Source organism: Streptomyces sp. NPDC057623, assembly GCF_042800355.1.
Lineage (GTDB): Bacteria > Actinomycetota > Actinomycetes > Streptomycetales > Streptomycetaceae > Streptomyces.
This window is the reverse complement of the sequence record NZ_JBHVGZ010000037.1, coordinates 21608-43736: the sequence shown is the minus strand read 5'-3', so window position 1 is coordinate 43736 and position 22129 is coordinate 21608. Positions and strand designations below refer to the sequence as shown.

22 protein-coding genes are annotated in these 22129 nt (G+C 71.5%); 7 read left to right on the top strand and 15 right to left on the bottom strand.

Annotation, left to right across the window (positions count from 1 at the left end; genetic code table 11):
• Nucleotides 1-13: 13 nt before the first annotated feature.
• A complete protein-coding gene (locus ACFU95_RS30745) occupies nt 14-514 on the bottom strand; it encodes a CGNR zinc finger domain-containing protein (protein WP_383833932.1) in 501 nt (166 codons plus the stop codon).
• Between the two features lie 135 nt (nt 515-649).
• On the opposite strand from ACFU95_RS30745, the gene ACFU95_RS30740 reads away from it, so the two are divergent.
• Nucleotides 650-1009, top strand: a complete 360-nt coding sequence (locus ACFU95_RS30740) for a VOC family protein (protein ID WP_383833930.1) — start codon at nt 650-652, stop codon at nt 1007-1009.
• Nucleotides 1010-1053: 44 nt separating this feature from the next.
• Nucleotides 1054-1440, top strand: a complete 387-nt coding sequence (locus tag ACFU95_RS30735; RefSeq protein WP_383833927.1) for a VOC family protein — start codon at nt 1054-1056, stop codon at nt 1438-1440.
• 21 nt (nt 1441-1461) lie between these two features.
• Here the strand turns inward: ACFU95_RS30735 and ACFU95_RS30730 are convergent, their stop codons facing one another.
• Nucleotides 1462-2589 (bottom strand): dipeptidase, encoded by a 1128-nt coding sequence (locus tag ACFU95_RS30730; protein WP_383833924.1) that lies wholly within the window; start codon nt 2587-2589, stop codon nt 1462-1464.
• A gap of 148 nt (nt 2590-2737) precedes the next feature.
• Nucleotides 2738-3097, bottom strand: a complete 360-nt coding sequence (locus ACFU95_RS30725; RefSeq protein ID WP_383833921.1) for a MerR family transcriptional regulator — start codon at nt 3095-3097, stop codon at nt 2738-2740.
• 64 nt (nt 3098-3161) lie between these two features.
• Between ACFU95_RS30725 and ACFU95_RS30720 the strand changes: the two genes are divergently transcribed.
• On the top strand, nt 3162-4316 hold the full coding sequence (locus ACFU95_RS30720) for an alkene reductase (protein ID WP_383833918.1): 1155 nt from the start codon (nt 3162-3164) through the stop codon (nt 4314-4316).
• Here ACFU95_RS30720 and ACFU95_RS30715 read toward each other — a convergent pair.
• The 3 genes from ACFU95_RS30715 to ACFU95_RS30705 are packed head-to-tail and all read right to left on the bottom strand — an operon-like array spanning nt 4265 to nt 7118.
• Entirely contained in the window at nt 4265-5449 is a 1185-nt protein-coding gene (locus tag ACFU95_RS30715) for a dipeptidase (RefSeq protein ID WP_383834036.1), read from the bottom strand. The genes ACFU95_RS30720 and ACFU95_RS30715 overlap by 52 nt on opposite strands.
• 5 nt (nt 5450-5454) lie before the next feature.
• Nucleotides 5455-5982 carry a 5-(carboxyamino)imidazole ribonucleotide mutase gene (purE, locus tag ACFU95_RS30710; protein ID WP_383833915.1) on the bottom strand — a complete coding sequence of 176 codons (528 nt, stop codon included), beginning with the start codon at nt 5980-5982 and terminating at the stop codon, nt 5455-5457.
• A complete protein-coding gene (locus ACFU95_RS30705) occupies nt 5979-7118 on the bottom strand; it encodes a 5-(carboxyamino)imidazole ribonucleotide synthase (RefSeq protein ID WP_383833912.1) in 1140 nt (379 codons plus the stop codon). The genes purE and ACFU95_RS30705 overlap by 4 nt, the downstream gene beginning before the upstream one ends.
• 208 nt (nt 7119-7326) lie before the next feature.
• On the opposite strand from ACFU95_RS30705, the gene ACFU95_RS30700 reads away from it, so the two are divergent.
• On the top strand, nt 7327-7887 hold the full coding sequence (locus ACFU95_RS30700; protein WP_383833909.1) for a GtrA family protein: 561 nt from the start codon (nt 7327-7329) through the stop codon (nt 7885-7887).
• Nucleotides 7888-7974: 87 nt separating this feature from the next.
• Here ACFU95_RS30700 and ACFU95_RS30695 read toward each other — a convergent pair whose 3' ends face one another.
• The gene (locus ACFU95_RS30695) at nt 7975-9246 is read right to left on the bottom strand and encodes an ATP-binding protein (protein ID WP_383833906.1); all 1272 of its coding nucleotides are present in this window, start codon (nt 9244-9246) and stop codon (nt 7975-7977) included.
• Nucleotides 9247-9307: 61 nt separating this feature from the next.
• Nucleotides 9308-9988, bottom strand: coding sequence for a response regulator transcription factor (locus tag ACFU95_RS30690; RefSeq protein WP_062722436.1), 681 nt, complete (start codon nt 9986-9988; stop codon nt 9308-9310).
• 491 nt (nt 9989-10479) lie between these two features.
• Here ACFU95_RS30690 and ACFU95_RS30685 point away from each other — a divergent pair, with 491 nt between their 5' ends.
• Nucleotides 10480-11985: a peptide MFS transporter gene (locus tag ACFU95_RS30685; protein WP_383833903.1), complete on the top strand. Its 1506-nt coding sequence runs from the start codon at nt 10480-10482 to the stop codon at nt 11983-11985.
• A 96-nt stretch (nt 11986-12081) separates the two neighbouring features.
• Here the strand turns inward: ACFU95_RS30685 and ACFU95_RS30680 are convergent, their stop codons facing one another.
• The 7 genes from ACFU95_RS30680 to ACFU95_RS30650 all read right to left on the bottom strand — a co-directional run bounded on the left by ACFU95_RS30680 (nt 12082) and on the right by ACFU95_RS30650 (nt 19098).
• Complete coding sequence (locus ACFU95_RS30680; RefSeq protein ID WP_383834033.1) at nt 12082-13389, bottom strand: hypothetical protein; 1308 nt, start codon at nt 13387-13389, stop codon at nt 12082-12084.
• 62 nt (nt 13390-13451) lie between these two features.
• The gene (locus ACFU95_RS30675; RefSeq protein ID WP_383833900.1) at nt 13452-14507 is read right to left on the bottom strand and encodes a hypothetical protein; all 1056 of its coding nucleotides are present in this window, start codon (nt 14505-14507) and stop codon (nt 13452-13454) included.
• A 14-nt stretch (nt 14508-14521) separates the two neighbouring features.
• Nucleotides 14522-15358: a hypothetical protein gene (locus ACFU95_RS30670; RefSeq protein WP_383833897.1), complete on the bottom strand. Its 837-nt coding sequence runs from the start codon at nt 15356-15358 to the stop codon at nt 14522-14524.
• Between the two features lie 29 nt (nt 15359-15387).
• On the bottom strand, nt 15388-16074 hold the full coding sequence (locus ACFU95_RS30665) for an LPXTG cell wall anchor domain-containing protein (protein ID WP_383833894.1): 687 nt from the start codon (nt 16072-16074) through the stop codon (nt 15388-15390).
• A 169-nt stretch (nt 16075-16243) separates the two neighbouring features.
• Nucleotides 16244-17512, bottom strand: coding sequence for a serine--tRNA ligase (serS, locus tag ACFU95_RS30660; RefSeq protein ID WP_383833890.1), 1269 nt, complete (start codon nt 17510-17512; stop codon nt 16244-16246).
• Between the two features lie 354 nt (nt 17513-17866).
• The gene (locus ACFU95_RS30655) at nt 17867-18472 is read right to left on the bottom strand and encodes an ATP-binding protein (protein WP_383833887.1); all 606 of its coding nucleotides are present in this window, start codon (nt 18470-18472) and stop codon (nt 17867-17869) included.
• Between the two features lie 239 nt (nt 18473-18711).
• Nucleotides 18712-19098 (bottom strand): STAS domain-containing protein, encoded by a 387-nt coding sequence (locus ACFU95_RS30650; protein WP_383833884.1) that lies wholly within the window; start codon nt 19096-19098, stop codon nt 18712-18714.
• A 239-nt stretch (nt 19099-19337) separates the two neighbouring features.
• Here ACFU95_RS30650 and ACFU95_RS30645 point away from each other — a divergent pair, with 239 nt between their 5' ends.
• Together ACFU95_RS30645 and ACFU95_RS30640 are read left to right on the top strand one after the other, a co-directional pair.
• A complete protein-coding gene (locus tag ACFU95_RS30645; RefSeq protein ID WP_383833881.1) occupies nt 19338-20291 on the top strand; it encodes an RNA polymerase sigma factor SigF in 954 nt (317 codons plus the stop codon).
• A gap of 261 nt (nt 20292-20552) precedes the next feature.
• The gene (locus tag ACFU95_RS30640) at nt 20553-22121 is read left to right on the top strand and encodes a ricin-type beta-trefoil lectin domain protein (protein WP_383833878.1); all 1569 of its coding nucleotides are present in this window, start codon (nt 20553-20555) and stop codon (nt 22119-22121) included.
• The last annotated feature ends 8 nt before the right edge of the window (nt 22122-22129 follow it).

Genomic DNA, 22129 nt, shown 5'->3' with positions numbered 1-22129 from the left:
ACGGTCCGCCCGCTCACCTGGCCCGGTAGCGCCGCATCTTCGCGCGCGCACCGCACACCTGCATCGAGCACCAGCGGCCGCGCCCCGCCGGGCTGCGGTCGTAGTACGCCCAGTGACAGTCGACCGCCTCGCAGGCCTTCAGGCGGGTCCAGGTGCCCTCGACCAGGGCCTGCGCGATCGCCGCCGCCACCCGGGAGAGGAGCGGGCCCGCCGCCGCGGGAGCGAGGGTGGCCGAACCGTCGACGGCGTCGACCGCCAGCACCAGCGGGCTCGCCGCGAGCAGGTCGCCGAGCGGGGTCACCGCGTCGTGCGGCGGATGGCCCGCGTGGGCGAGGAGTGCCACCCGCAGCGACTCCCGCAGCTCCCGCGCGCCGGGTATGTCCTCCTCGGCCAGCCCTAGGCGCGCCCGGCCCTCCGCCGTGTCCAGCGAGTCGGCGCCCGACTCGATGTCCAACGTGTTGACCAGGGACTGGACCAGCTCCAGGCCCCCGGGGGCGGGCGATCTCTCACTCATGGCTGAACGCTATCCCTCACTGTCCGAATCCCCTTGCGACGTTACTGCCAATACGGGAGCATGGGGTAACCACGTTACCTGTTACCGCTTCATATGGGTAACCACCAGGGTAACCAAGACTTCGAGGAGGAAGTCATGGCCATCGCCTCAGTGGGAGCCGTCGTCCTGGACTGTCCCGACCCCCGCGCCCTTGCCGACTTCTACGCGCGCGTGCTCGGCGGCGACATCGTGGACGAGGGAGACTGGCTGGACCTGAAGCTGCCCGGCGGGCCGACGCTGGCGTTCCAGGCCGTCCCCGGATTCGTACCGCCGCAGTGGCCCTCGCCCGAGCACTCGCAGCAGTTCCACCTGGACCTGACCGTCGAGGACCTGGACGTGGCCGAGGAGGAGGTGCTGGCACTGGGGGCGAAGCCGCTGGACGCCGAGGACCGCTCGCGGACCTTCCGGGTTTACGCGGACCCGGCCGGGCACCCGTTCTGCCTGTGCGCCTGCTGATCCGATCCCGCCGGCTGAACACCCCCTGATCCCGGGAGGAACCCATGGCTCCAGCGGCACGACTGCGTTCCGTCGTCATCGACTGCCCCGACCCGCGCGCCCTCGCCCGCTTCTACGCCGGCGTCGGCGGCGGTACGCCCGAGGACGACGACCCCGACTGGGTCGTACTCCGGCTGCCGGACGGGCCGCGGCTGGCCTTCCAGTCGGCGCCCGGCCTCACCCCGCCCGAGTGGCCGCGGGCCGACCGCAACTCCCAGCAGTTCCATCTCGACTTCGACGCCGGGTCCACGTGGGAGGAGGTCGAGGCCGCCCAGGAGAAGGTGCTGGGGCTGGGTGCGCGCTTGGTGCACGCGGAGGACAAGGAGGACTTCCGGGTGTACGCCGACCCGGCGGGGCATCCGTTCTGCCTCTGCCGGATCGGGCAACCGTGATCACACCCTCCTCGGGGCCGGCTATCCGTCCAGCTCGGAGATCTTCATCGTCGACGGCGCCCTGCGGCGCTGTGCCTCCCGCGCCGTGAAGTCGGCCTCGCGCAGGACCCGCTGGACGTTGCCCCAGGTCAGCAGGGCGATATCGGCGTCGGGCCAGCCCCGGCGCAACAGCTCGGCGACGAGGTTCGGGTAGCAGGAGGCGTCGGCGAGGTCCTGGGGGTGGGCGGTCCCGGCGTCGTAGGTGCCGGACAGGCCGACGGACTCGGGGCCCGCGACCGCACGGACGTGGTCGAGATGGTCGGCGACGTCCCGGACGGAGGGGCCGGTCTGCTCGGCCGTGAGCGGCACCATGCACAGGCCCTTGGCGGCGCCCAGCCCGGCGAGCAGCTCGTCGGGGAGGTTGGCGGGGTGCGGGCGCAGGGCGCGGGCGGCGGAGCGGGCGCACAGGACCGGGGCCTTGGAGACCGCGCACGCCCGGCGCACGGTGTCGTAGGAGGCGCCGGAGAGGTCGGCCAGCACGCCGAGCCGGTTCATCTCGCGCAGCACCTCCTCGCCGAACCGGGTCAGCCCCGCCTCACTCGCCCAGGACACCCCGGACAGCGTGAGGGAGCGCAGCCCGAGCCCGTGCAGGGAGCGCAGAATGCCGAGCGAGTCGCCTATCGCGGTGGCCCCGGCGGGGCCGGGCAGGACGGCGATCCGGCCGCTGTGGCGGACGTCGGTGATCGGCCCGGGTGTGCAGGCCAGGCGCAGGCCCTCGGGATGGCCGCCCACGACGGTCTTCACCAGGTCCAGCTGGTCCAGCGTGGCGCCGACGGCCCGGTCCCCGGCCAGCCCCTCGGGCAGGTGCAGCGCCCAGAACAACGCGGCGACGTGGCCTTCGCGCATCCGCGGGACGTCGGTGTCGACGGCGCTCTCGCCGAGCTCCAGGTCGAACCAGGACAGGTGGCGCAGCGCCCACGGGAGCCCGCTGTAGCCGTCGGCGACGGGATGGTCGGCGAGGAGGGCGTGGGCACGGTCCAGGAGGCCGGTGCCGGTGCCCTCACCGGAGTCGGGGACCGGCGGGGGCGTCGTCCCGGGAAGGGGTTCGGGCAGGTCATCGAGCTCGCCGACCTCTGGGCTGGGGTCCAGTTCGTACCTGAGGTCTGCCATGGCGGTCTCCGTACGTGATCGATGTCCTGATCAGCAGTACGGTTCACCGTCGCACGGACCCGGCGGGGCTTCCTGGTGGGTGGCGCGTTCGGGGGTACGCGGCGGCGACCCGCGTGGAACGGCACGTCCGGGGGAACGCGCGCGGGGGTCAGCGCTCCCGCGCCGCCTCGATGACGTCGTCCAGGGTTTCCCGGGAGCGGACCAGGTCGGCGATCATGCGGTCGATGCGGTCGCGCTCGGAGGTGAGGTCCTCGACCAGCCGGGGCGTGGCGATCACGGAGGGGCCGCCGTCGGTGTCCCGCATGCAGGGCAGCAGCTGCGCGATCCGGCTGCTGTGCAGCCCGGCGGCGAACAGTTCCTGGATCCGGATGACCCGGTCGACGGCCGCCTCCGGGTAGTCGCGGTGCCCGCCGGGGGTGCGCTCGGCGCGCAGCAGCCCCTGGGTCTCGTAGTAGCGCAGCGACCGCTCGCTCACACCGGTGCGCCGGGCCAGTTCGCCGATCCGCATGCCGCGACCCCCTCGCCCGTCCGGGCTTGAATCTGACATTGATGTCAGCTTCTACGGTACGGCCATGACGCACACGACAGACGCGGAAGCAGCCGTACACCCCCTGCTCGCCCCGGCCCGCCTGGGCGTCCTGGATCTGCCGAACCACCTCGTGATGGCCCCGCTGACCAGGAACCGGGCGGCGGCGGACGGTACTCCGACGCCGCTCATGGCCACGTACTACGCCCAGCGCGCCTCGGCCGGGCTGATCATCGCCGAGGCCTCCACGCCGAACGCGGCCGGGCAGACGTATCCGAACATCACGGCGATCCACACCCCCTCGCACGTGGCCGGCTGGCGGCGGGTCACGGAGGCCGTGCGGGCGGCAGGCGGCGGGCCGATGTTCCTCCAGCTCCAGCACGGCGGCCGGGTGGGCCATCCCGCCACCAGCGGTGTGACCCCACTCTCGCCCTCGCCGCTGCCGCTCCCGGAGACGATCTTCACGCCGGACGGGCACCGGCCCGCCGTCGTCCCCCGGGAGATGAGCGCCCACGACATCCGCGCCACCGTCGCCGACTTCGCCTCGGCCGCCCGCAACGCCCTCGACGCCGGTTTCGAGGGCGTGGAGGTGCACTCCGCGAACGGTCATCTCCTGCACCAGTTCCTGGCCGGCAACACCAACCGCCGCACCGACGGCCACGGCGGCTCGGTGGCCGGGCGGATCCGGTTCGTGCGGGAGGTGGTCGAGGCGGTGGCCGCCGCGATCGGGCCGCAACGGGTGGGCGTACGGATCTCGCCGCGCGGCACCGTCAACGGCATCGAGGAGACCGACACCGACGTGCTCTACCCGGCGCTCGTCGAGGCGCTGGGCGGGTCGGGGCTCGCGTATCTGCACCTCGTGCACGCCGACCCGGCGGACCCGCTGTTCGGGCGGATCCGCGCCTTGTGGCCGGGGACCCTGATGGCCAACCCCCTGCTCCCGGAGCTGACCGCGCAGGCGATCGGCACGGCGTCGGCGCGGCTGCTCGCCCAAGGGGCCGACCTGATCGCACTGGGCCGCCCCTTCCTGGCCAACCCCGACCTGGTGCGGCGGCTGGCGCTCGGGGCGCCGCTCAACCCGGTGCGGGACCGGTATCTGATGTACACGGGCGGGGCGACCGGCTACACCGACTACCCCGCCCTCGACGATCAGCCGTCCAGCTCCTCGATCGTCGCGTTGGACGGTCCCCGCGTCGCCTGAAGATCGCGGGCCACGTCCTCCGCGGCCCCCAGCACCCGTACGGCGTTCTGCCAGGTCAGCTTGGCCAGGTCCGTCCTCGACCAGCCGCGGTCCAGCAGCTCGGCGAGCAGGTTGGGGTAGCCGGAGACGTCGTCCAGGCCGTCGGGCGTGAAGGCCGTGCCGTCGTAGTCGCCGCCGATGCCGAGGTGGTCGACGCCGGCGACCTCGCGCATGTGGTCCAGGTGGTCCGCGACCGTGGACACCGTGGCGACCGGGCGCGGGTTGGTCTCCTCGAAGGCGCGGTGCACCTTCATCGCCTCGGTGGTCGTGTCGAGGTGGTGGAAGCCGTGCGCGCGCATGTTCTCGTCCGCCGCGACCGTCCAGTCGACGGCCGCCTGGAGCACGAACTTCGGCACGAACGTCACCATCGCGACGCCGCCGTTGCCCGGAACGCGTTCCAGGACGTCGTCGGGGATGTTGCGCGGGTGGTCGCACACCGTGCGCGAGGAGGAGTGGGAGAAGATCACGGGTGCCGACGAGGCGTCCAGGGCGTCGCGCATCGTCGTCGCCGCCACGTGCGAGAGGTCGACGAGCATGCCCGCGCGGTTCATCTCCCGCACGACCTCGCGGCCGAAGGCGGACAGACCGCCCACCCCGGGGTCGTCCGTCGCCGAGTCGGCCCACGCGATGTTGTCGTTGTGGGTGAGGGTCATGTAGCGGACCCCGAGCGCGTACAACGCCCGCAGTGTGGCGAGGGAGTCGGCGATGGAGTGGCCGCCCTCCGCCCCGATCAGGGAGGCGATACGGCCCTCCGCACGCGCCGCCTCCATGTCCGCCGCCGTCAGCGCGGGGCGCAGGTCGGCCGGGTAGCGCGCCAGCAACTGCCGTACGCAGTCGATCTGTTCGAGGGTGGCGCTGACCGCCTTGTCGCCGGCGTAGTCCGAGCGGACGTACACCGACCAGTACTGCGCGCCGACGCCGCCCTCCCGCAGGCGCGGGATGTCGGTGTGCAGGTGGGCGCCCTGGTGGGTGGCGAGGTCGCGGGCTTCCAGGTCGTAGCGGACCTGTGTGCGCAGGGCCCATGGGAGGTCGTTGTGACCGTCGACGACCGGGAACTCGCGCAGGAGTTCCCGGGCTGCCTCCAGGGAGGTCATCGTCGTCACTTCCCCGAGCCGAAGCCGAAGCCGCTCGCGCCGTCCACCTTGGCGCGCAGCCGCTTGCCCTTCTCGGTGGCCTGGTCGTTCAGCTCCTGCTGGAAGTCGCGCATCCGCTGGAGCAGGTCCTCGTCGTGGACGGCGAGGATGCGGGCGGCGAGCAGACCGGCGTTGCGCGCGCCGGCGACGGAGACGGTGGCCACCGGGACGCCGGCCGGCATCTGCACGATGGAGAGCAGGGAGTCCATGCCGTCCAGGTACTTCAGGGGGACCGGGACGCCGATCACCGGCAACGGCGTGACCGAGGCGAGCATGCCCGGGAGGTGGGCGGCGCCGCCGGCCCCGGCGATGATCGCCTTCAGGCCGCGCTCGGCCGCCTGCTCGCCGTACGTGACCATCTCGCGGGGCATACGGTGCGCGGAGACGACGTCGACCTCGTACTCGATCTCGAACTCGTCCAGGGCCTGCGCGGCGGCCTCCATGACGGGCCAGTCGGAGTCCGACCCCATGACGATGCCAACAACGGGGCTCATTCGGTGATCGTGCCTCTCAGGTAGCCGGCTGCGTGACGGGCGCGCTCCAGCACGTCGTCGAGGTCGTCGCCGTAGGTGTTGACATGACCGACCTTGCGGCCGGGCTTCACGTCCTTGCCGTACATGTGGATCTTGAGCTGGGGGTCGCGTGCCATGCAGTGCAGGTACGCGGAGTACATGTCCGGGTAGTCACCGCCGAGGACGTTGACCATGACCGTCCACCTGGCGCGCGGGCGCGGGTCGCCGAGGGGGAGGTCGAGGACGGCCCGGACGTGGTTGGCGAACTGGGACGTGATCGCCCCGTCCTGGGTCCAGTGGCCCGAGTTGTGCGGGCGCATCGCCAGCTCGTTGACGAGGATGCGGCCGTCGCGGGTCTGGAACAGCTCCACGGCGAGGTGGCCGACGACGTCCAGTTCCCTGGCGATCGTCAGGGCGAGTTCCTCGGCCTTGAGCGCGAGGGTCTGGTCCAGGTCGGGGGCCGGGGCGATCACCGTGTCACAGACGCCGCCCACCTGCTGGGACTCCACCACGGGGTAGGCGACCGCCTGGCCGTGCGGGGAGCGGACGACGTTCGCCGCGAGTTCGCGGACGTAGTCGACCTTCTCCTCGGCGAGGACCGGGACGCCGGCGCGGAACGGCTCCGCGGCCTCCTCGGGTGAGTCGACGACCCAGACGCCCTTGCCGTCGTAGCCGCCGCGGACGGTCTTGAGGACGACGGGGAAGCCGTCGCCCTCGGCCGCGAAGGCGGCCACGTCCTGTGGATCGGTCACGATGCGGTGCCGGGGACAGGGCACCCCGATCGCGTCGAGCCTCGCTCGCATCACCCCCTTGTCCTGGGCGTGCACGAGCGCGTCGGGGCCGGGGCGCACGGGGATGCCGTCCGCCTCCAGAGCCCTGAGGTGCTCGGTGGGTACATGTTCGTGATCGAAAGTGATCACATCGCAGCCCCTCGCGAACTCGCGGAGCGTGTCGAGGTCGCGATAGTCGCCGATGACGACATCGCTGACGACCTGCGCCGCGGAATCCTGAGGGGTGTCACTGAGGAGCTTGAACCTGATGCCCAACGGGATGCCCGACTCGTGTGTCATACGAGCGAGCTGGCCCCCGCCGACCATGCCGACTACCGGGAACGTCACGCCCCCAGGGTATCGGCCACGCCGCGGCGGCCGGTTTCCGTCCGTCGCCGCCTTGGTTCCATACCGCTTCGTAGGGCCTCTTACCGGAGTTTTCCCGGTCTCTTTCCGGCCTATGAGCTTGCCCACAGGCAATCGTCGAGGGGGGTGGTTAGCATGGCTGAGTTGACGAAACCGACCGACAAACCGATCGACAGGAGCCTTCACGACCATGGGACGTGGTTCCTCGGGGCTTCAATCGGCGCCTCCTCCGGCACCTCGCAGTGCCGTCCGGCAGCGCTTCGACCAGTTGGTGCGTGAGGTCGCCAAGTTCGGCGCGGTGGGTGGAGCGGGGCTCCTGGTCAATCTCCTCGTGTTCAACCTGGTACGGCATGTGACCGACCTCCAGGTGGTGCGGGCGAGTGTCATCGCGACCGTGGTCGCGATCATCTTCAACTACCTCGGGTTCCGGTACTTCACGTACCGGGATCGCGACAAGAGCCGCCGCACCAAGGAACTGGGACTGTTCCTGCTGTTCAGCGTGGTCGGCCTGGTGATCGAGAACGGCGTGCTGTACGCGGCGACGTACGGCTTCGGCTGGGACAGCCCGTTGCAGAGCAACATCTTCAAGTTCCTCGGCATCGGTGTCGCGACGCTGTTCCGGTTCTGGTCGTACCGGACGTGGGTGTTCAGGGCGCTGCCCGCGAAGGAGCCTTCGGCGGGCGGCGCGGAATCGTTCCTGGAGCGGGGGCGGCGGGACCAGAAGACGCGGGTTCGGCAGCGCGTGGGCTGACGCCCCCTGGACCCCCGCTTCGGCCCGAAGGGCCTCGTCCTCGAACTCCCCCGGAGGGGGCCCTCAGACGGGCTGCAGAGGCCCGGGCTACCTGACCGTCTGCCCCGACTCCTGGCTCAGCTTCGGCGGGGGTGTGCGGGAGAGGAACAGTGCCAGGACCGGGGGCTTGGTCTGGAGCATTTCCAGGCGGCCGCCGTCCGCTTCCGCGAGGTCGCGGGCGACCGCGAGGCCGATGCCGGTGGAGTTGCGGCCGCTGATGGCGCGCTCGAAGATGCGGGCGCCCAGGTCGGCCGGGATGCCGGGGCCCTCGTCCGTGACCTCGATGACCGCCTGGTTGCCGGTGACGCGGGTGCGCAGGGCCACGGTGCCGCCGCCGTGCATGAGGGAGTTCTCGATGAGGGCGGCGAGGACCTGGGCGACCGCGCCGGGGGTGCCCACGGCCTCCAGGTGGCGCTTGCCCGAGCTGACGATCGCGCGCCCCACACCCCGGTACGCGGGGCGCCACTCCGCCAGCTGCTGCTGGATGACCTCGTCGAGGTCGAAGGTGACGGCCGAGCCGTTGCGGGGGTCGCGGGAGTTGGTGAGGAGGCGTTCGACCACGTCCGTGAGGCGCTCCACCTGCGTCAGGGCGATCGTCGCCTCCTCCTTCACCGTGTCGGGATCGTCGGTGAGGGTGATCTCCTCCAGGCGCATGGAGAGCGCCGTGAGCGGGGTGCGGAGCTGGTGGGAGGCGTCCGCGGCCAGGCGGCGTTCCGCGGTCAGCATGCGGGCGATCCGCTCGGCGGAGGAATCGAGGACGTCCGCCACCCGGTCCAGCTCATGGACGCCGTACCGCTTGTGCCGCGGGCGCGGGTCGCCCGAACCGAGGCGTTCCGCCGTCTCCGCCAGGTCGGTGAGGGGGGAGGCGAGACGGTTCGCCTGGCGCACCGCCAGCAGGACCGCCGCGATCACCGCCAGCAACGCCACCGCCGCGATGATCAGCAGCGTCCGGCCGACCTCGCGCGTGACCGACGAGCGCGGCTCCTGCACGGTGACCGTCTCGCCCTCCTCGCCCGTCTCCTCGGCGCTGATGACGTCACCGGTGGGCTTGGTGCCCACCTCGATCAGTGACTTGCCCGGGATCCGGATCTCGGCGTAACGATCCCCCTGGATCTGGTCGCGCAGGACCGCGGCGTCCACGGTCTCCTCACCGAGCAGGCGGCTGTCCACGATGCTGGCCAGCCGCACCGCCTCGGTGTCCACCCGCTCCTGGGCGGTACTGGTGATCGTCCGTGTCTCGACGATGACCAGTGACACGCCGAAGACGGCGATCACGACGAGAACGACGGCGAGGGTGGACTGAATCAGTCGGCGGCGCATTGTCCTGTTATCTGTCTGTGCGGCTCACGTACCTGTGCGGGCGTGACGCTCGGCGGTTCGCTCAGCTCTTCTCGAAGCGGAAGCCGACGCCCCGCACGGTCGCGATGTAGCGGGGGTTCGCCGCGTCGTCGCCCAACTTCTTGCGCAACCAGGAGATGTGCATGTCGAGCGTCTTGGTCGACGACCACCAGGTCGTGTCCCAGACCTCGCGCATCAGCTGGTCCCGGGTGACGACCCGTCCCGCGTCGCGCACGAGCACCCGCAGCAGGTCGAACTCCTTGGCGGTGAGCTGGAGTTCCTCGTCGCCCATCCACGCGCGGTGCGACTCGACGTCGATCCGCACCCCGTGCGTGGCAGGCGGCTGCTGCGGCTCGGCGGCGCCGCGCCGCAGCAGGGCCCGGACCCGCGCGAGCAGTTCGGCGAGCCGGAACGGCTTGGTGACGTAGTCGTCGGCGCCGGCGTCCAGGCCGACGACGGTGTCCACCTCGTCGGCGCGCGCGGTCAGGATGAGGATCGGCACGGCCGTGTGGCCCTCGGCGCGCAGCCGACGGGCGACCTCGAGGCCGTCCATGCCGGGCAGACCGAGGTCCAGTACGACCAGGTCGATCCCGCCCTGATTTCCGGCGTCGAGCGCGGAGGGGCCGTCCTCCCGCACCTCGACCTCGTACCCTTCCCGGCGCAGTGCGCGGGCCAGCGGCTCCGAAATGGACGCGTCGTCCTCGGCGAGCAGTACACGGGTCATGAGCTGATGGTAGTCCGCCCATGACAAGAGCCGGGGTGTGATCGGGCCCCTTGATTCTTACTCGCTTTTGGTGAGCCTCTTACCTGAGCCTGCTGTGGTACAGACCTATGCCCGTGAGGTGCGATCCTGTAAAGGACCTTGGAAAGGGCGCATGCGGTTCCCTCGACACCTGTGATCCCGGTCTCAAGTCCTTCCATATCAGGCGGTGTCGTGACGTATGGTGAATCTACGCCTGTAGCACTGCGGCGACCTTCGGCGGCACTTGACGCTGAGGGTCTCTTTTATGTGCGGACTGAAAAGGAATGACCTGTGGCCGGGCCCCCGATGGCGGGGGCGTGGATCCCGGCGGTCGCCGTCTTCCGCTTCGCGATCCGAAGCGGAACTCCCCCTCGGGCGTGGGGCGGGCGGCCGTACCCGCCGGTGCCGGCCGCCCCCCACCGGGCGCGTGACCGTTCTACGTCGATGCGCGTCCCGACCAGCAAGGATCGACCATGGCGTCCAGCCTGACGAAGGACTCGGCCCGCCCGGGCACCCCCGGATCCGAGAAGACCTTCTTCGGCCACCCCCGCGGACTGGCCACTCTCTTCATGACCGAGATGTGGGAGAGGTTCTCCTACTACGGCATGAAGGCCCTGCTCCCGCTGTACCTGGTGGCCGACGACGGCCTCCACCTCGACGGCCCGACCGCCATCACCATCGCCTCGGTGTACGTGTCGCTGGTGTACCTGCTCACCCTCCCCGGCGGCTGGGTCGCCGACCGCTTCCTCGGTCCCCGTAAGACGGTCGCCCTGGCCGGCCTGGTCATCATGCTCGGCCACCTGACCCTGGCGCTGCCGTCGGCCGGCGTCTTCTACCTGGGCCTCGCCCTCGTGGCGATCGGCTCGGGTCTGCTGAAGGCCAACATCTCCACGATGGTCGGCCACCTCTACGACGGCCCGAACGACCCGCGCCGCGACGGTGCCTTCACCGTCTTCTACATCGGCATCAACACCGGCGCCTTCGCCGCGCCGCTGATCATCGGCACCGTCGGCGAGAAGGTCAACTGGCACTTCGGCTTCGCGCTGGCCGCGCTCGGCATGGCGCTCGGCCTGGTCCAGTTCCTGCTCGGCACCCGCCACCTGAGCGAGCGCAGCAGCATCGTCCCGACCCCGATGGACGCCGACGAGAAGCGCGGCACCCTGCGCAAGGGCCTGCTGTGGCTGACCGCCGCCGTGGTCTTCTACTCCGTCGTCGGCTTCTCCGGCCACTTCACGGAGAACTGGGCCACGATCCCGCTCACGCTGCTCGGCCTGGTCGTGCCGATCTGGGTCATCGCCCGCATCAAGCGCGACAAGGACCTGAGCTCCGTCGAGCAGTCGAGGATGTCGGCGTACATCTACTTCTTCGTCGCGGCGGCCGTCTTCTGGATGATCTACGACCAGAACGCCACCACGCTGTCGATCTTCGCCGATTCCAAGGCCGACAACACCGTCTTCGGCTGGGAGTTCCCGGTCTCCTGGTACCAGTCGGTCAACCCGGTCCTGATCATGGCCATCGCGCCGGTGTTCGCCTGGCTCTGGGTGTGGCTGAACCGGCGTGGCAAGGAGCCGAGCACGGTCGTGAAGTTCGCGTCCGGTCTCTTCCTGGTCGGTGCGTCCTTCTTCGTGTTCCTCATCCCGCTGTCGATCGCCGAGGACGGTCAGAAGGCCGCGGCGATGTGGATCGTGGCGATCTACTTCGTGCAGACGCTCGGTGAGCTGACGCTGTCCCCGGTGGGTCTGTCGGTCACGTCGAAGATGGCTCCGGCGAAGTACGCCTCCCAGATGATGGGTGTCTGGTTCCTCGCGGTCAGCGCGGGCGACTCCGTCACCGGTCTGCTGTCCAACCCGGCCGTCGGCGGGGTGAACCTCGACCAGAAGGGCTTCGTCGCGATAGAGGCCGTCCTCGCCGTCGTCGCCGGTTTCGCGGTGTGGATGTACCGCAAGAAGGTCAAGGCGCTCATGGGCGACGTCCACTAGGCGACCTCCAGCGAGCACTGTGCCGCCAAAGGCCGTCGCACCCACGCGGGTGCGACGGCCTTCGTGCGTGGTGGACCAGGTCGCGAGCGGGTCCGGCTAGCGCGCCCTGCGTCCCGGCATGAACGTGAACACCGCACCGCCCAGCAACAGCGCCGTCCCCGCCACCAGCCCCAGCGCCTTCAGCGCGCCCTGGTCCTCCGCGCCCGTCGCCGCCAGGCCGCCGTCCGTCGACGAGCCCCCTGCCGAGCCCCCCGCCGAACCGCCGGTCGAGCCGCCGCCGGACGCGCCGCTCGCCTGCTCGGTCGTGTCGAGGGTCAGGGAGACCTCCGTCCTGGCCGGTGTGCACGTCGTCGTCGTGCCCAGGGCCTCGATCGTCAGGACGCCCGGGGAGAGGGTCGACTCGCCGCTCGCGCCCGGCTTGTAGGTGCCCTTGAGGTCGGGGATCTCGATCGGGTCGCCGGACTTGATGGCCTCGGAGTTGGCCGGGCCCTCGACATGGACCGTGCCCTTGTCGGCGCCGCCCAGGGCGACCTCCATCGACGGCTTGACCGAGTCCTCGGGGATGTCGGCGGGGCTGTCCATCACCGACTTCTTGAACTGGACCGTCAGGTCGAAGCTCCCGCCGTTCTTCGTGGCGTCGATCTGGACCGGCGAGGTGGCCTCCTTGTCGCCGATCGGCGTCTTGCACTCGTAGGGGACCTGGACCTCCTTGCCCGTGAAGTCGGTCTGGCCGCCCCCGCCCCCGGTTCCGCCACCGGTGCTCGTCCCGCCGTCGTCCCCGCCCGTCTCGCTCGCACTCGGCGTCGGTTCACCCGTGGGCTCCGTCGGGTCGGCCGTGGGCTCCGTCGGATCGGTGGTCGGCTCGCCTCCCGTCGTACCGCCCGAACTCCCGCCCGCGGCCGTCACCTTGATGGTCGCCGCCGGCTTCACCGTCTCCTTCGGCGAGCACTTGGTGTCCGTGGAGATCGGCTTGTTGACGTTGATGTTGTACGCGCCCGGCGTCAACGACACCTCGCCCGGTGCCGTCAGCTTCACTTTGCCCTTCATGTCCGACAGCTTCATGTCGCCGCCCTTGGGGATGGGCGGGTTCTCCCGGGGCCCCTGCATGGCCACGTCCGACGTCTGCGCGCCGGCCGCCTTCAGGGTTCCCGACGGCTGGATCGTGTTCTCGCCCAGGTCGAGGATGTCGGGGTTCTTGGACGCCGCCTGGACGAACTTCCAGACGATCTCCACCTCGTCGCCGACCTTCGCCTCCGCCGGCGCGGTGATCTCCACCTTGGTCGTGCCCTGGACCGGCGGCAGCCCGGAGATGGCGGGCGGGATGCACTCGGTCGCGTACGCCACCTCGGCCGCCTGCGCGGGCGCGGCGGCCACGCCGAGCAGCACACCGGCGCCGCCCAGCATCAGGGCGGCGCCCGCCGCGGTCGCTCTGCGGGGACGTGCCGGTCTGACTCTCCTTGGCTTGCTCACGGGGGTCCCTTCCTGGTGGGGGTGGTAGGGCTCGTAGGGCTGTCGTCGTGCGGTGCGGAGAGCCGGCCGGCCGTGCCCGGGTCGTTGTCCGGGGTGAACCACGGCAGGGCCGAGGAGGAGGGGAGGGCGTGCCTCGCCTCTTCCCGGGGCCTGAGCCCCGGGAGGCGCAGGGCCGCTTCGGGCAGCCGGAGCCCGCGTCGGCGGGCCGTCTGCCGCGGCCGTACCCGGTCCACCACCGCCATTCCGACGCGGAACACCGCCGCCGGTACGACCAGACAGACCAGGATCCAGAACAGCGTCACGCCCCAGGGCCGGGCCACGCCCCAGGGCTGTTCGGCCATCACCTTGCCGCCGTACTTCAGCGAGACGGTGTAGTCGCCGTGCGCGCCGGCGGCGAGCTCCACGGGCAGCTCGATCCGTGCCTTGCGGCCCGGCTGGATCGTGCCGCGCCACTGCTGTTCCTCCCACTGCGGCGCGAACACTCCGTGCGAGGTGCCGACCTGGAAGAGCGGGTTCTTCACGGCTGAGGTGCCGACATTGCCGACCGTGAAGACCAGCGTGCGCGCCGGCGGGGCGCCGAACCAGGTGAGCAGGCCAGCGGAGCCGTCCAGCCGGGTGTCCGTGAGGACCGACAGGCGGCCACCCGCCGGCTCCGCGGGCAGCGGCTCGACCGCGTGTCCGGCCACCTGGAAGATCGCGTCGGCCTCGGCCTTCGCCCCGGTCACCGTCGCCACGTGCACCACGCACGGGCACGGCACGGGCGGCTCGGCCACCGGCAGCTTCCTGCTGAAGCGGCCCTCGGCGTCCGTCGTCACGGCCCTGCCGTCCGCGTTGGCACAGGAGTTGGTGCCGCCGCGGACGCCGGTCGAGGGCACGGACCGGCCGCAGATGAGGATCATCAGCAGGGCATGCGCCCGCCAGCCACTGCCGGTCACGGTGATCGAACCGCCCGTGCCCGCCTGGGAACTGGAGAGCTTCACGGCGGGCGGATCGGCGGCCGTGGCGGGGATCGGCGCCAGCAACAGCGCCAGCACGGCCACCAGCACAGCCATTCGCACCCTGCCGTTCACGTCCTCGCCCCCGTCAACTCGGCTTGCTCATAGGGTGGTTGTGCCGCTCCGGCGGTCTCGCCGCCGCATGGCCCACGGCACCTTCGATGCCGTACGACGAAGAAGGCGCCCACCGCCGCCAGCGCCCCCGCGCTCCCCGTCACCGCGTCCCACGGCACGAACCGCGCCGCAGCCACCGCCGTGTCGCTCGCCCCGCCCGCCGCCGTCACCGTCAGCCGCACCTCGACCGCGTCGAGCGCCGGCCGGTCGGGCCAGGGCTCGTCGAGCTTCGTCCGGCTGCCCGGGGGCAGGTCGACGGTGAGGGTGCGCGGCGCCCGGTCGAGGACACGGCCCAGGACGCCGTCGGCGTGGACGGCCAGCTTCGGAGTGAGAGGCGTCGTACCGCGGTTGACCAGCTCGTACTCGATACGGCCCCCGCTCACCCGCACCTGCTCGACGGTCAGCGCCGACAGTTCCGGGACCGTGACCCGGAGCTGGACCCGCACCCGCCGTTCATCCCCGTCCGTGTCACGGGCCACGATCTCGACGGTGCGGTCGGCGGCCGGGACGGTCACCGTGAAGGGAACGTCGGCGCGGGTGCGGGCCGGGACGCGCACGGTGCCGTCCGCGAACCTGACACCGGTGGCGCGCAGTCGGACCGTGACCGGCGTGCCGCTCCGGTTGGTCTCGGACACCGAGTCCTCAAGGAGCGTCCCCGCCGGACCCTCGCCGTAGAAGGACGGTCGTCCGCCGCCCAGGGGCGCGAGGGACCACCGCTCGGCGGCCGTCGCGGCAGGCGGCACCGCGAGCAGGAGCAACAGGGACAGGCACAGGACACGGACGGCTGACGACATCGGCGGCTCCAGCGTGCTGTACGAAACGGTCAGCGGCGTGCTGCCTGGCTCCGCCGCGTCAGCCACAGCGCACCCGCCGCGCCCGCGAGCAGCACCGTGCCGCCGAGGGTGCCCAGGGCGATCGCCGAGTCCTCGGGGCCGGTCTGCGGGAGCTCGGCCCCTGAGCCGGAGCCGCCCTGGGCCCCGCCGCCGCCCCCGCCGCCGCCCGCGCCCGTCACGTCGAGGGTCAGGGACGGTCCGGGGCTGTTGGTGGGCGTGCAGGTGGTCGTGGTGCCGAGCGCCTTGATGGTGAGCACGCCCGCCGTGAAGGTGACCTTGCCGGTCTTCTTCGGGGTGTACGTGCCCGTCAAGTCGTTGATCTTGATGGGGGTGTTGGCGGGAATCGCCTCCTGGTTGGCCGGGCCGGTCACCGCCAGGGTGCCGCTGTCGGCGCCGCCCAGCTTGATGGTGGCGCTCGGGTTCATCGCGCCCTTGCCCAGTTCGACGGGGCTGGACGAGACGCCCTTCTGCCACGACATGGTGACCTTGTAGCCGCTGCCGCTCCTGACGCCCTTGATGTCGATGGGCGAGACGGCGCTCTTGTCCCCGATGGGCGTCTTGCAGGCGTAGTTGACGTCGACGACTTCGGCCCGGGCCACGGGGGCGGCCATCAGCACCGCCGAGCCGGCCAGGGCCGCGGCGGTCGCGAGCGCGGCGGTTCGCTTCTGCTTCGACACGGTCCCCTCATTCCTGACGGAATTCCTGACGGCATATCAGATCGGCCGTCAAGGTACGCCCGGGGCCTTGAGGAAGGAAGACACGGGGCACGCCGGAGTTGTGGCGATCCGGCGTGCACCTGACGAGGCTCGGGTGGAGGGGGTGACCCCAGGTAACCCAGGCGGTGGCTCAGGGACGGGCCGGGCGCAGCACGTCGGGCAGCCCCCACCGCCGCAGCACCTCGGGCACGGCCACCGTCCCGTCCGCCCGCTGGTGCTGCTCCAGAATCGCGGGCAGCAGCCGACTGGTGGCGAGGCCCGAGGCGTTCAGGGTGTGGACGTACACCGCCCTGCCGCCGCCGGCCGGGCGGTACCGGATGCCGCCGCGCCGGGCCTGGTAGTCACGGGCGTTCGACACCGAGCTGACCTCGGCGTACGCGCCCAGGCTGGGCAGCCAGACCTCCACGTCGTAGGTCTTGGCCTGCGCGGGGCTGATGTCCCCGGCGGCGAGTTTGGTGACCCGGTGGTGCAGGCCGAGCTCCGCGACCAGTTCCTCGGCCCGCGCCAGGAGTTCGAGCTGCGCGGCGTCCGAGTCCTCGGGCCGGGCGAACTGGAACAGCTCGACCTTGTTGAACTGGTGGCCCCGCAGCGTCCCGCGGTCGGCCGTCCGGTGACTGCCGCTCTCCCTGCGGTAACAGGGCGTGTAGGCGACGTACCGGCGCGGCAGTTCCCGCTCGTCGAGCGTCTCGCCGCGATGGAGGTTGACCAGGGCGGTCTCGGCGGTGGGCAGCAGGAAGTGCTCGTCGACCCGGAAGACCTCGTCGGCGAACTTGGGGAACTGCCCGGCCGTGTACCCGGCCTCGTACGTCAGCAGATGCGGCGGCAGCACGAACTCGTACCCCGCGCGGCGGTGCGCGTCGAGGAAGTGGTTGAGCAGCGCCCACTCCAGCGCGGCGCCATCGCCCCGGTAGATCCAGTAGCCGTTGCCCGCGAGGGCCGCGCCCCGCTTGTGGTCGACGAGGCCGAGGTCCTGGGTGAGCTCCACATGGTCCCTGGCCGGGAACCCGAGGGCGGGCGGGGCCCCCACGACCCGTACGACCTCGTTGTTCTCCTTGCCTCCGGCCGCCACGTCGTCGTCCGGGAGGTTGGGCAGGGCGTCGAGGAACTCCTGGTGCGGGCCGGCCAGTTCGGCGAGGCGGGTCTCCGCGTCGCCGAGTTCGCCGGTCAGGGTCCTGGCGGTGGTCTGGAGGCCGTCGGCCGCGGCGCCCTCCCGGCGCCGTACGGCGATCTCCGCCGAGATGCGCCGCCGCTCACCGCGCAGCCGCTCCACGGCCGTGCGGGCCTCGCGGAAGGCGGCGTCCAGGGCGAGGAAGCCGGGGATGTCGGGGTCGACGGCGCGCTTGCGCAGGGCGTCGCGGACCTGGTCGGGACAGTTTCGGATGAGGGTGACGTCGAGCATCGTGCGCGCTCCGTCCGGTCGGCCGGTGCGGCACACGCCGCCCCGGGGGTGATCCCTCGGGGCGTGGGCGAGAGGGTGCTCGCGGTGCCACCACGCCTTCACCGTCGTACGCCGACTGCGTGGCCGTACGACGGACTCGTTCGGGCCCGGTGACGGGGGCCGGCCGGCGGGGCATTTCCTCCCCGCACTCGGGAGTGGATTCACCCCGGTCGCGAGGCCGCCTTCACAGCGAGGGGCGGCTCTCTCGGCTCGCGGACCCGGGCTACTTGTCTCCGTCAGCGCGTTGCAGGGAGGGTAGAACGGCACCTCGGCACCGCGGAAACGAATTTCCTCCCGTACGGCCGGACGGGCGCCCTAGGCCGGTGCGCCCAGCTCCGCCCACACGGTCTTGCCCGCGACCCCGGGCGTGCGCATGACGCCCCAGTCCAGGCAGAGCCGCTGCACGATGAACATGCCGTGACCGCCGGGGCGGCCCGCGCGGTGCGGGGTGCGGGGGGCCGGCTGGCCCGTGCCCTTGTCGGAGACCTCGATCCGGATCACCTTGTTGTCGCAGGCGATCCACAGCTCGTCCGGTCCCTCGGCGTGCAGACACGCGTTGGTGACCAGCTCCGAGACGACGAGCAGCACGTCCTCGGCCGCGGCGCGCTGGTCGGCGGTGGCGGCGGGCAGCCAGCCCCACGCGTACAGCGCCTGGCGGGCGAAGTCACGGGCGAGCGGGACGACCCCGCTCTGGTCACCGAAGTCCAGCCGACGGACCTGACGCCCCGCGGCGGCCTGGACGGACGCCTCGGCCGCCTCGGGCCGCAAGGGCGGCACGGCGCCCCCGTCGGGCCTTCCTCCAGCCGCCGGGGCACCCTCGTCGGAGCCCCCCGTGGCCGGCACGTCCCCCTCGGACACCCCGGAAGCGCCGCTGGGCTCAGGGCCGCGGTCGCCCGGCGAGAAAGGCCGGGTGGTGCTCATCAGCGCTTCACCTCACCGATTCACCAGTTCAACGTTCACACGATTCAGAAGTCAGTACGCAGAGTCAGTACGCCAGTACACAATCCTTGCCCGATACGTCGGTCACAGGCCCCCGACCCCCGGTGGCCGACATCACAGCCGACAGGTTTCAGGATGTCTCCTGCCCGACCGGGCCGAGGGAACACCCCTGTATTCGGCACGAATGATGTGACGTCTGATGCAGGGCCGGACGCGAGGGGTCAACCCGACCCGTCGGCCTCGTCGGCCAGGGCGTCGTCGAGCGAGTCATGGACGGTGAAGACCGCCTCGGCCCCCGTGATCTCGAACACGCGTGCGACCACAGGCAGCATGCCCGCGAGATGCACCCCGCCACCGACGGCCTCCGCCTTCAGCCGGGCCCCGAGCAGCACGTTCAGCCCCGTGGAGTCACAGAACTCGAGCCGCGAGCAGTCGACGACGAGCCGACCGAAGCCCTTCCCGAGGCAGTCCTCCAGTGGCTCACGCAACAAATCGGCGGTGTGGTGATCCAACTCACCCGCCGGGGTCACGACGGCACTGGAGCCCTCTTCCCGCACCTCGACCAGAAGTCGGCCAGACTGTGCGCTGCCGACCGTCCCGCGGTCCATGCCGTGCCTCACTCCCGACGTCGTGGCTGCTGACTGACGCTCTCGAACACTACGCCTTCCCTGCGCCCCCCAACACCCGAACATCCACCCAGAATCGGACATTTCGGACCAGAGCGCACTTGCGGTGGGCTCACGAAAGCGGGTAGGGCTAGTAGAGACACGTAACCGACTCGGCCGGCTTTGGAGGCGCCGCACACCGCAGTGCACGCACAGGCTTCGGCAGCCATATGCCGAGAACGATGGAGGACATCATGTCACCCCGGCTCGACGCATCGCATACCCAGAGCGCGACGTCGGCACCCCCACCGGAACATCTGGATCCCATCGAGCTGAACAGCGACGGACGTTCCGAACCCGGCTTCGGTCAGGAGTTCGGGCAGGACGACGCGCTCGCCGGGCTTCCGGACATCCCCCCTTTCGACGAGGTGGGGCCGGTGGACGCGCGGGCCCTCTCCAAGACCCTCTTCGAGCGGCTGGAGTCGCTGGAGGAAGGGACCCACGAGTACTCGTACGTCCGTAACACGCTCGTCGAACTCAACCTCGCGCTGGTCAAGTTCGCCGCCTCCCGCTTCCGCTCGCGCAGCGAGCCGATGGAGGACATCATCCAGGTCGGCACCATCGGCCTGATCAAGGCGATCGACCGCTTCGAGCTCAGCCGCGGAGTCGAGTTCCCCACCTTCGCGATGCCTACCATCATCGGCGAGATCAAGCGCTTCTTCCGCGACACGTCGTGGTCGGTACGGGTGCCGCGCCGCCTCCAGGAACTCCGGCTCGACCTGGCCAAGGCCGGTGACGAGCTGGCCCAGAAGCTGGACCGCGCCCCGACGGTGGCGGAACTGGCGGAGCGTCTCGGGCTGACCAGGGACGAGGTCGTCGAGGGCATGGCGGCGTCGAACGCGTACACCGCCTCGTCGCTGGACGCCCAGCCCGAGGAGGACGATGCCGAGGGCGCGCTGGCCGACCGGATCGGCTACGAGGACCACGGGATCGAAGGCATCGAGTACGTCGAGTCCTTGAAGCCCCTCATCGCCGAACTCCCGCCGCGGGACCGGAAGATCCTCTCCCTGAGATTCGTCGCGGGCCTGACCCAGTCGGAGATCGGCGAGGAACTCGGCATCTCGCAGATGCATGTGTCCCGGCTGTTGTCGCGGACGTTGATCCGGCTCCGCAAGGGGCTGACGGTCGAGGAGTGACCACCTGAGGATCGGCGCCTCCCGCGCGCTGACCTGCGCTGTGCCCGGTGCCCCGCCGAACATGTCGGCCGGACACCGGGCACAGTGCGTTCAGAGCGCGGTGCACACGGCTGGTCCGCGACTCGTGCGCGGCTCGCACACGGCTCACGGGTTACCCACAGAAACCCTTTCCCCATGGCCACCCTTCCTCCACTATGAGCCGTCATACTCGCCGGTAGGCCAGGTCTCCGGCGGGTCGCACGGCTGCGAGGAGGCAGGCGGATGGCTCGGGCCGACGACGGTGGGGACCGTGACCGTGGGATCCACACGGGTGCGTCCGACGCACGGCTCACCGAACTGCTGCGCGCCGACACGGCCACCGCGTATCCGGCGCTCCAGGAGCTCCGCGCCCGCCATCACGCGGCCGTCCTCGCCTACGCCCGCCTGTGCACCCCGAACGACGCCACGGCACGGCAGTTGGCGGCGCGGGCCTTCGCCCTCGCGGCCCGCCGGACGGCACGCGGCATCGACCCCGGGCTGCCCTGGCGGCACCACCTCCTGCTGCTCGTCCAGAACGCCGCGGGCCCCTCCGGCGCGGTCCCGCCCATGCTCACGGCGTTCCAGTCCCTGCCGTCCCGCAGCCAGGGCCTGATCTGGTACGGGGTCGTGGAGCAGGAGTCGGTGGACCGGACGGCCGCTCTCCTCGGCCTCACCCGCGAGGACGTCACCTACGGCACGGACCCGGCGCTCCAGCAGCTGGCCCGGTCCTGTCTACGAGCCCGCCTCGCCGCCTCCGAGGACCCCGACTGCGCCGACTTCGGCCGGCTCATCGAGGAGTCCGTACGGCCGGACAGCCCCCGCGACAGCGCCGACCTGCACGCCCACATGGCGCACTGCCCGCACTGCACGACCGCGCACGAGGAACTGTCGGCCCTGCGGGATGCTCCCCGCACGGCGCTGGCGGAGGGGCTGCTGCCGTGGGGCGGGACGGCGTACGCGGCGGGCGGCGCGGGAGAGCGGCAGGTCGCCACCGGCCTTCCGGCGAAGGGGGGTTGGCCGAGGCGCGGGCGGCCGCAGCGCGGATGGCCGGAGTGGAGACGGCCGGAGCGTGGAGCGCCACGATGGCCGCAGGACGGCCGCCGGGTCGTGCTGGTGTCGGCGGCGACCGTCGTGGCGTTGCTGCCGCTGGTGGCGTTCCTGGTGGCGCAGGGCGGATCCTCGGCGCGGGATCCGGTGGGTTCGGCCGGCACTGCGGTGAGCGTGCCGCCGGTGGCCGTGACCGTGTCGGCCACGGTGTCGGCGACTCCGTCGACGTCATCGCCCTCGCCGTCCTCCTCACCGTCCCCCTCACCCTCACGGAGCTCCAAGTCGCCGTCCCCGACGAAGAGTCCGACGCCCACGAAGACGGCCCGCCCGAAGCCGACCCCCTCCCCCACGCATCCGCCGACCGGCGCCTACGCCCAGGTCGTGAACGTCTCCTCGGGGCTCTGCCTGGACGTGGGCGGCGCCTTCTTCAACGGCACCGACGTCGTCACGTCCCCCTGCGGTTCGTCCCGCACCCAGCGCTGGCGGGTCGACACGGACCGCGGCGTCCTCCAGTCGGCCGCCGACCCCGACTTCTGCCTGGACAGCCGGGGTTCGACGGACCGGGGCGTCGGGGTCTGGACGTGCGACTCGGTCTACGGGTCCAACGGGCGGAACCTGAGGTTCGTGGTGGACGACGACGGGGCGATCCGGCCGGCCATCGCCCTGGAACGGGCGGTGACTCCGGACGGCGGCGCCGGGGACCGGCTGTCGCTGGAGCCGGTGAGCGGGGGTGCGGGGCAGCGCTGGAAGGCGGGCGCGGCGTAGCCCGGCCT

Coding starts and splice junctions, on each gene's coding strand:
- ACFU95_RS30690 (WP_062722436.1), bottom strand. CDS start 9,988: ATGACCCGTGTACTGCTCGCCGAGGACGACGCGTCCATTTCGGAGCCG.
- ACFU95_RS30720 (WP_383833918.1), top strand. CDS start 3,162: ATGACGCACACGACAGACGCGGAAGCAGCCGTACACCCCCTGCTCGCC.
- ACFU95_RS30645 (WP_383833881.1), top strand. CDS start 19,338: ATGGAGGACATCATGTCACCCCGGCTCGACGCATCGCATACCCAGAGC.
- ACFU95_RS30680 (WP_383834033.1), bottom strand. CDS start 13,389: ATGCTGGGCGGCGCCGGTGTGCTGCTCGGCGTGGCCGCCGCGCCCGCG.
- ACFU95_RS30740 (WP_383833930.1), top strand. CDS start 650: ATGGCCATCGCCTCAGTGGGAGCCGTCGTCCTGGACTGTCCCGACCCC.
- ACFU95_RS30670 (WP_383833897.1), bottom strand. CDS start 15,358: ATGTCGTCAGCCGTCCGTGTCCTGTGCCTGTCCCTGTTGCTCCTGCTC.
- serS (WP_383833890.1), bottom strand. CDS start 17,512: ATGCTCGACGTCACCCTCATCCGAAACTGTCCCGACCAGGTCCGCGAC.
- ACFU95_RS30640 (WP_383833878.1), top strand. CDS start 20,553: ATGGCTCGGGCCGACGACGGTGGGGACCGTGACCGTGGGATCCACACG.
- ACFU95_RS30745 (WP_383833932.1), bottom strand. CDS start 514: ATGAGTGAGAGATCGCCCGCCCCCGGGGGCCTGGAGCTGGTCCAGTCC.
- ACFU95_RS30655 (WP_383833887.1), bottom strand. CDS start 18,472: ATGAGCACCACCCGGCCTTTCTCGCCGGGCGACCGCGGCCCTGAGCCC.
- ACFU95_RS30650 (WP_383833884.1), bottom strand. CDS start 19,098: ATGGACCGCGGGACGGTCGGCAGCGCACAGTCTGGCCGACTTCTGGTC.
- ACFU95_RS30695 (WP_383833906.1), bottom strand. CDS start 9,246: ATGCGCCGCCGACTGATTCAGTCCACCCTCGCCGTCGTTCTCGTCGTG.
- ACFU95_RS30735 (WP_383833927.1), top strand. CDS start 1,054: ATGGCTCCAGCGGCACGACTGCGTTCCGTCGTCATCGACTGCCCCGAC.
- ACFU95_RS30675 (WP_383833900.1), bottom strand. CDS start 14,507: ATGGCTGTGCTGGTGGCCGTGCTGGCGCTGTTGCTGGCGCCGATCCCC.
- ACFU95_RS30700 (WP_383833909.1), top strand. CDS start 7,327: ATGGGACGTGGTTCCTCGGGGCTTCAATCGGCGCCTCCTCCGGCACCT.
- ACFU95_RS30715 (WP_383834036.1), bottom strand. CDS start 5,449: ATGACCTCCCTGGAGGCAGCCCGGGAACTCCTGCGCGAGTTCCCGGTC.
- purE (WP_383833915.1), bottom strand. CDS start 5,982: ATGAGCCCCGTTGTTGGCATCGTCATGGGGTCGGACTCCGACTGGCCC.
- ACFU95_RS30685 (WP_383833903.1), top strand. CDS start 10,480: ATGGCGTCCAGCCTGACGAAGGACTCGGCCCGCCCGGGCACCCCCGGA.
- ACFU95_RS30730 (WP_383833924.1), bottom strand. CDS start 2,589: ATGGCAGACCTCAGGTACGAACTGGACCCCAGCCCAGAGGTCGGCGAG.
- ACFU95_RS30725 (WP_383833921.1), bottom strand. CDS start 3,097: ATGCGGATCGGCGAACTGGCCCGGCGCACCGGTGTGAGCGAGCGGTCG.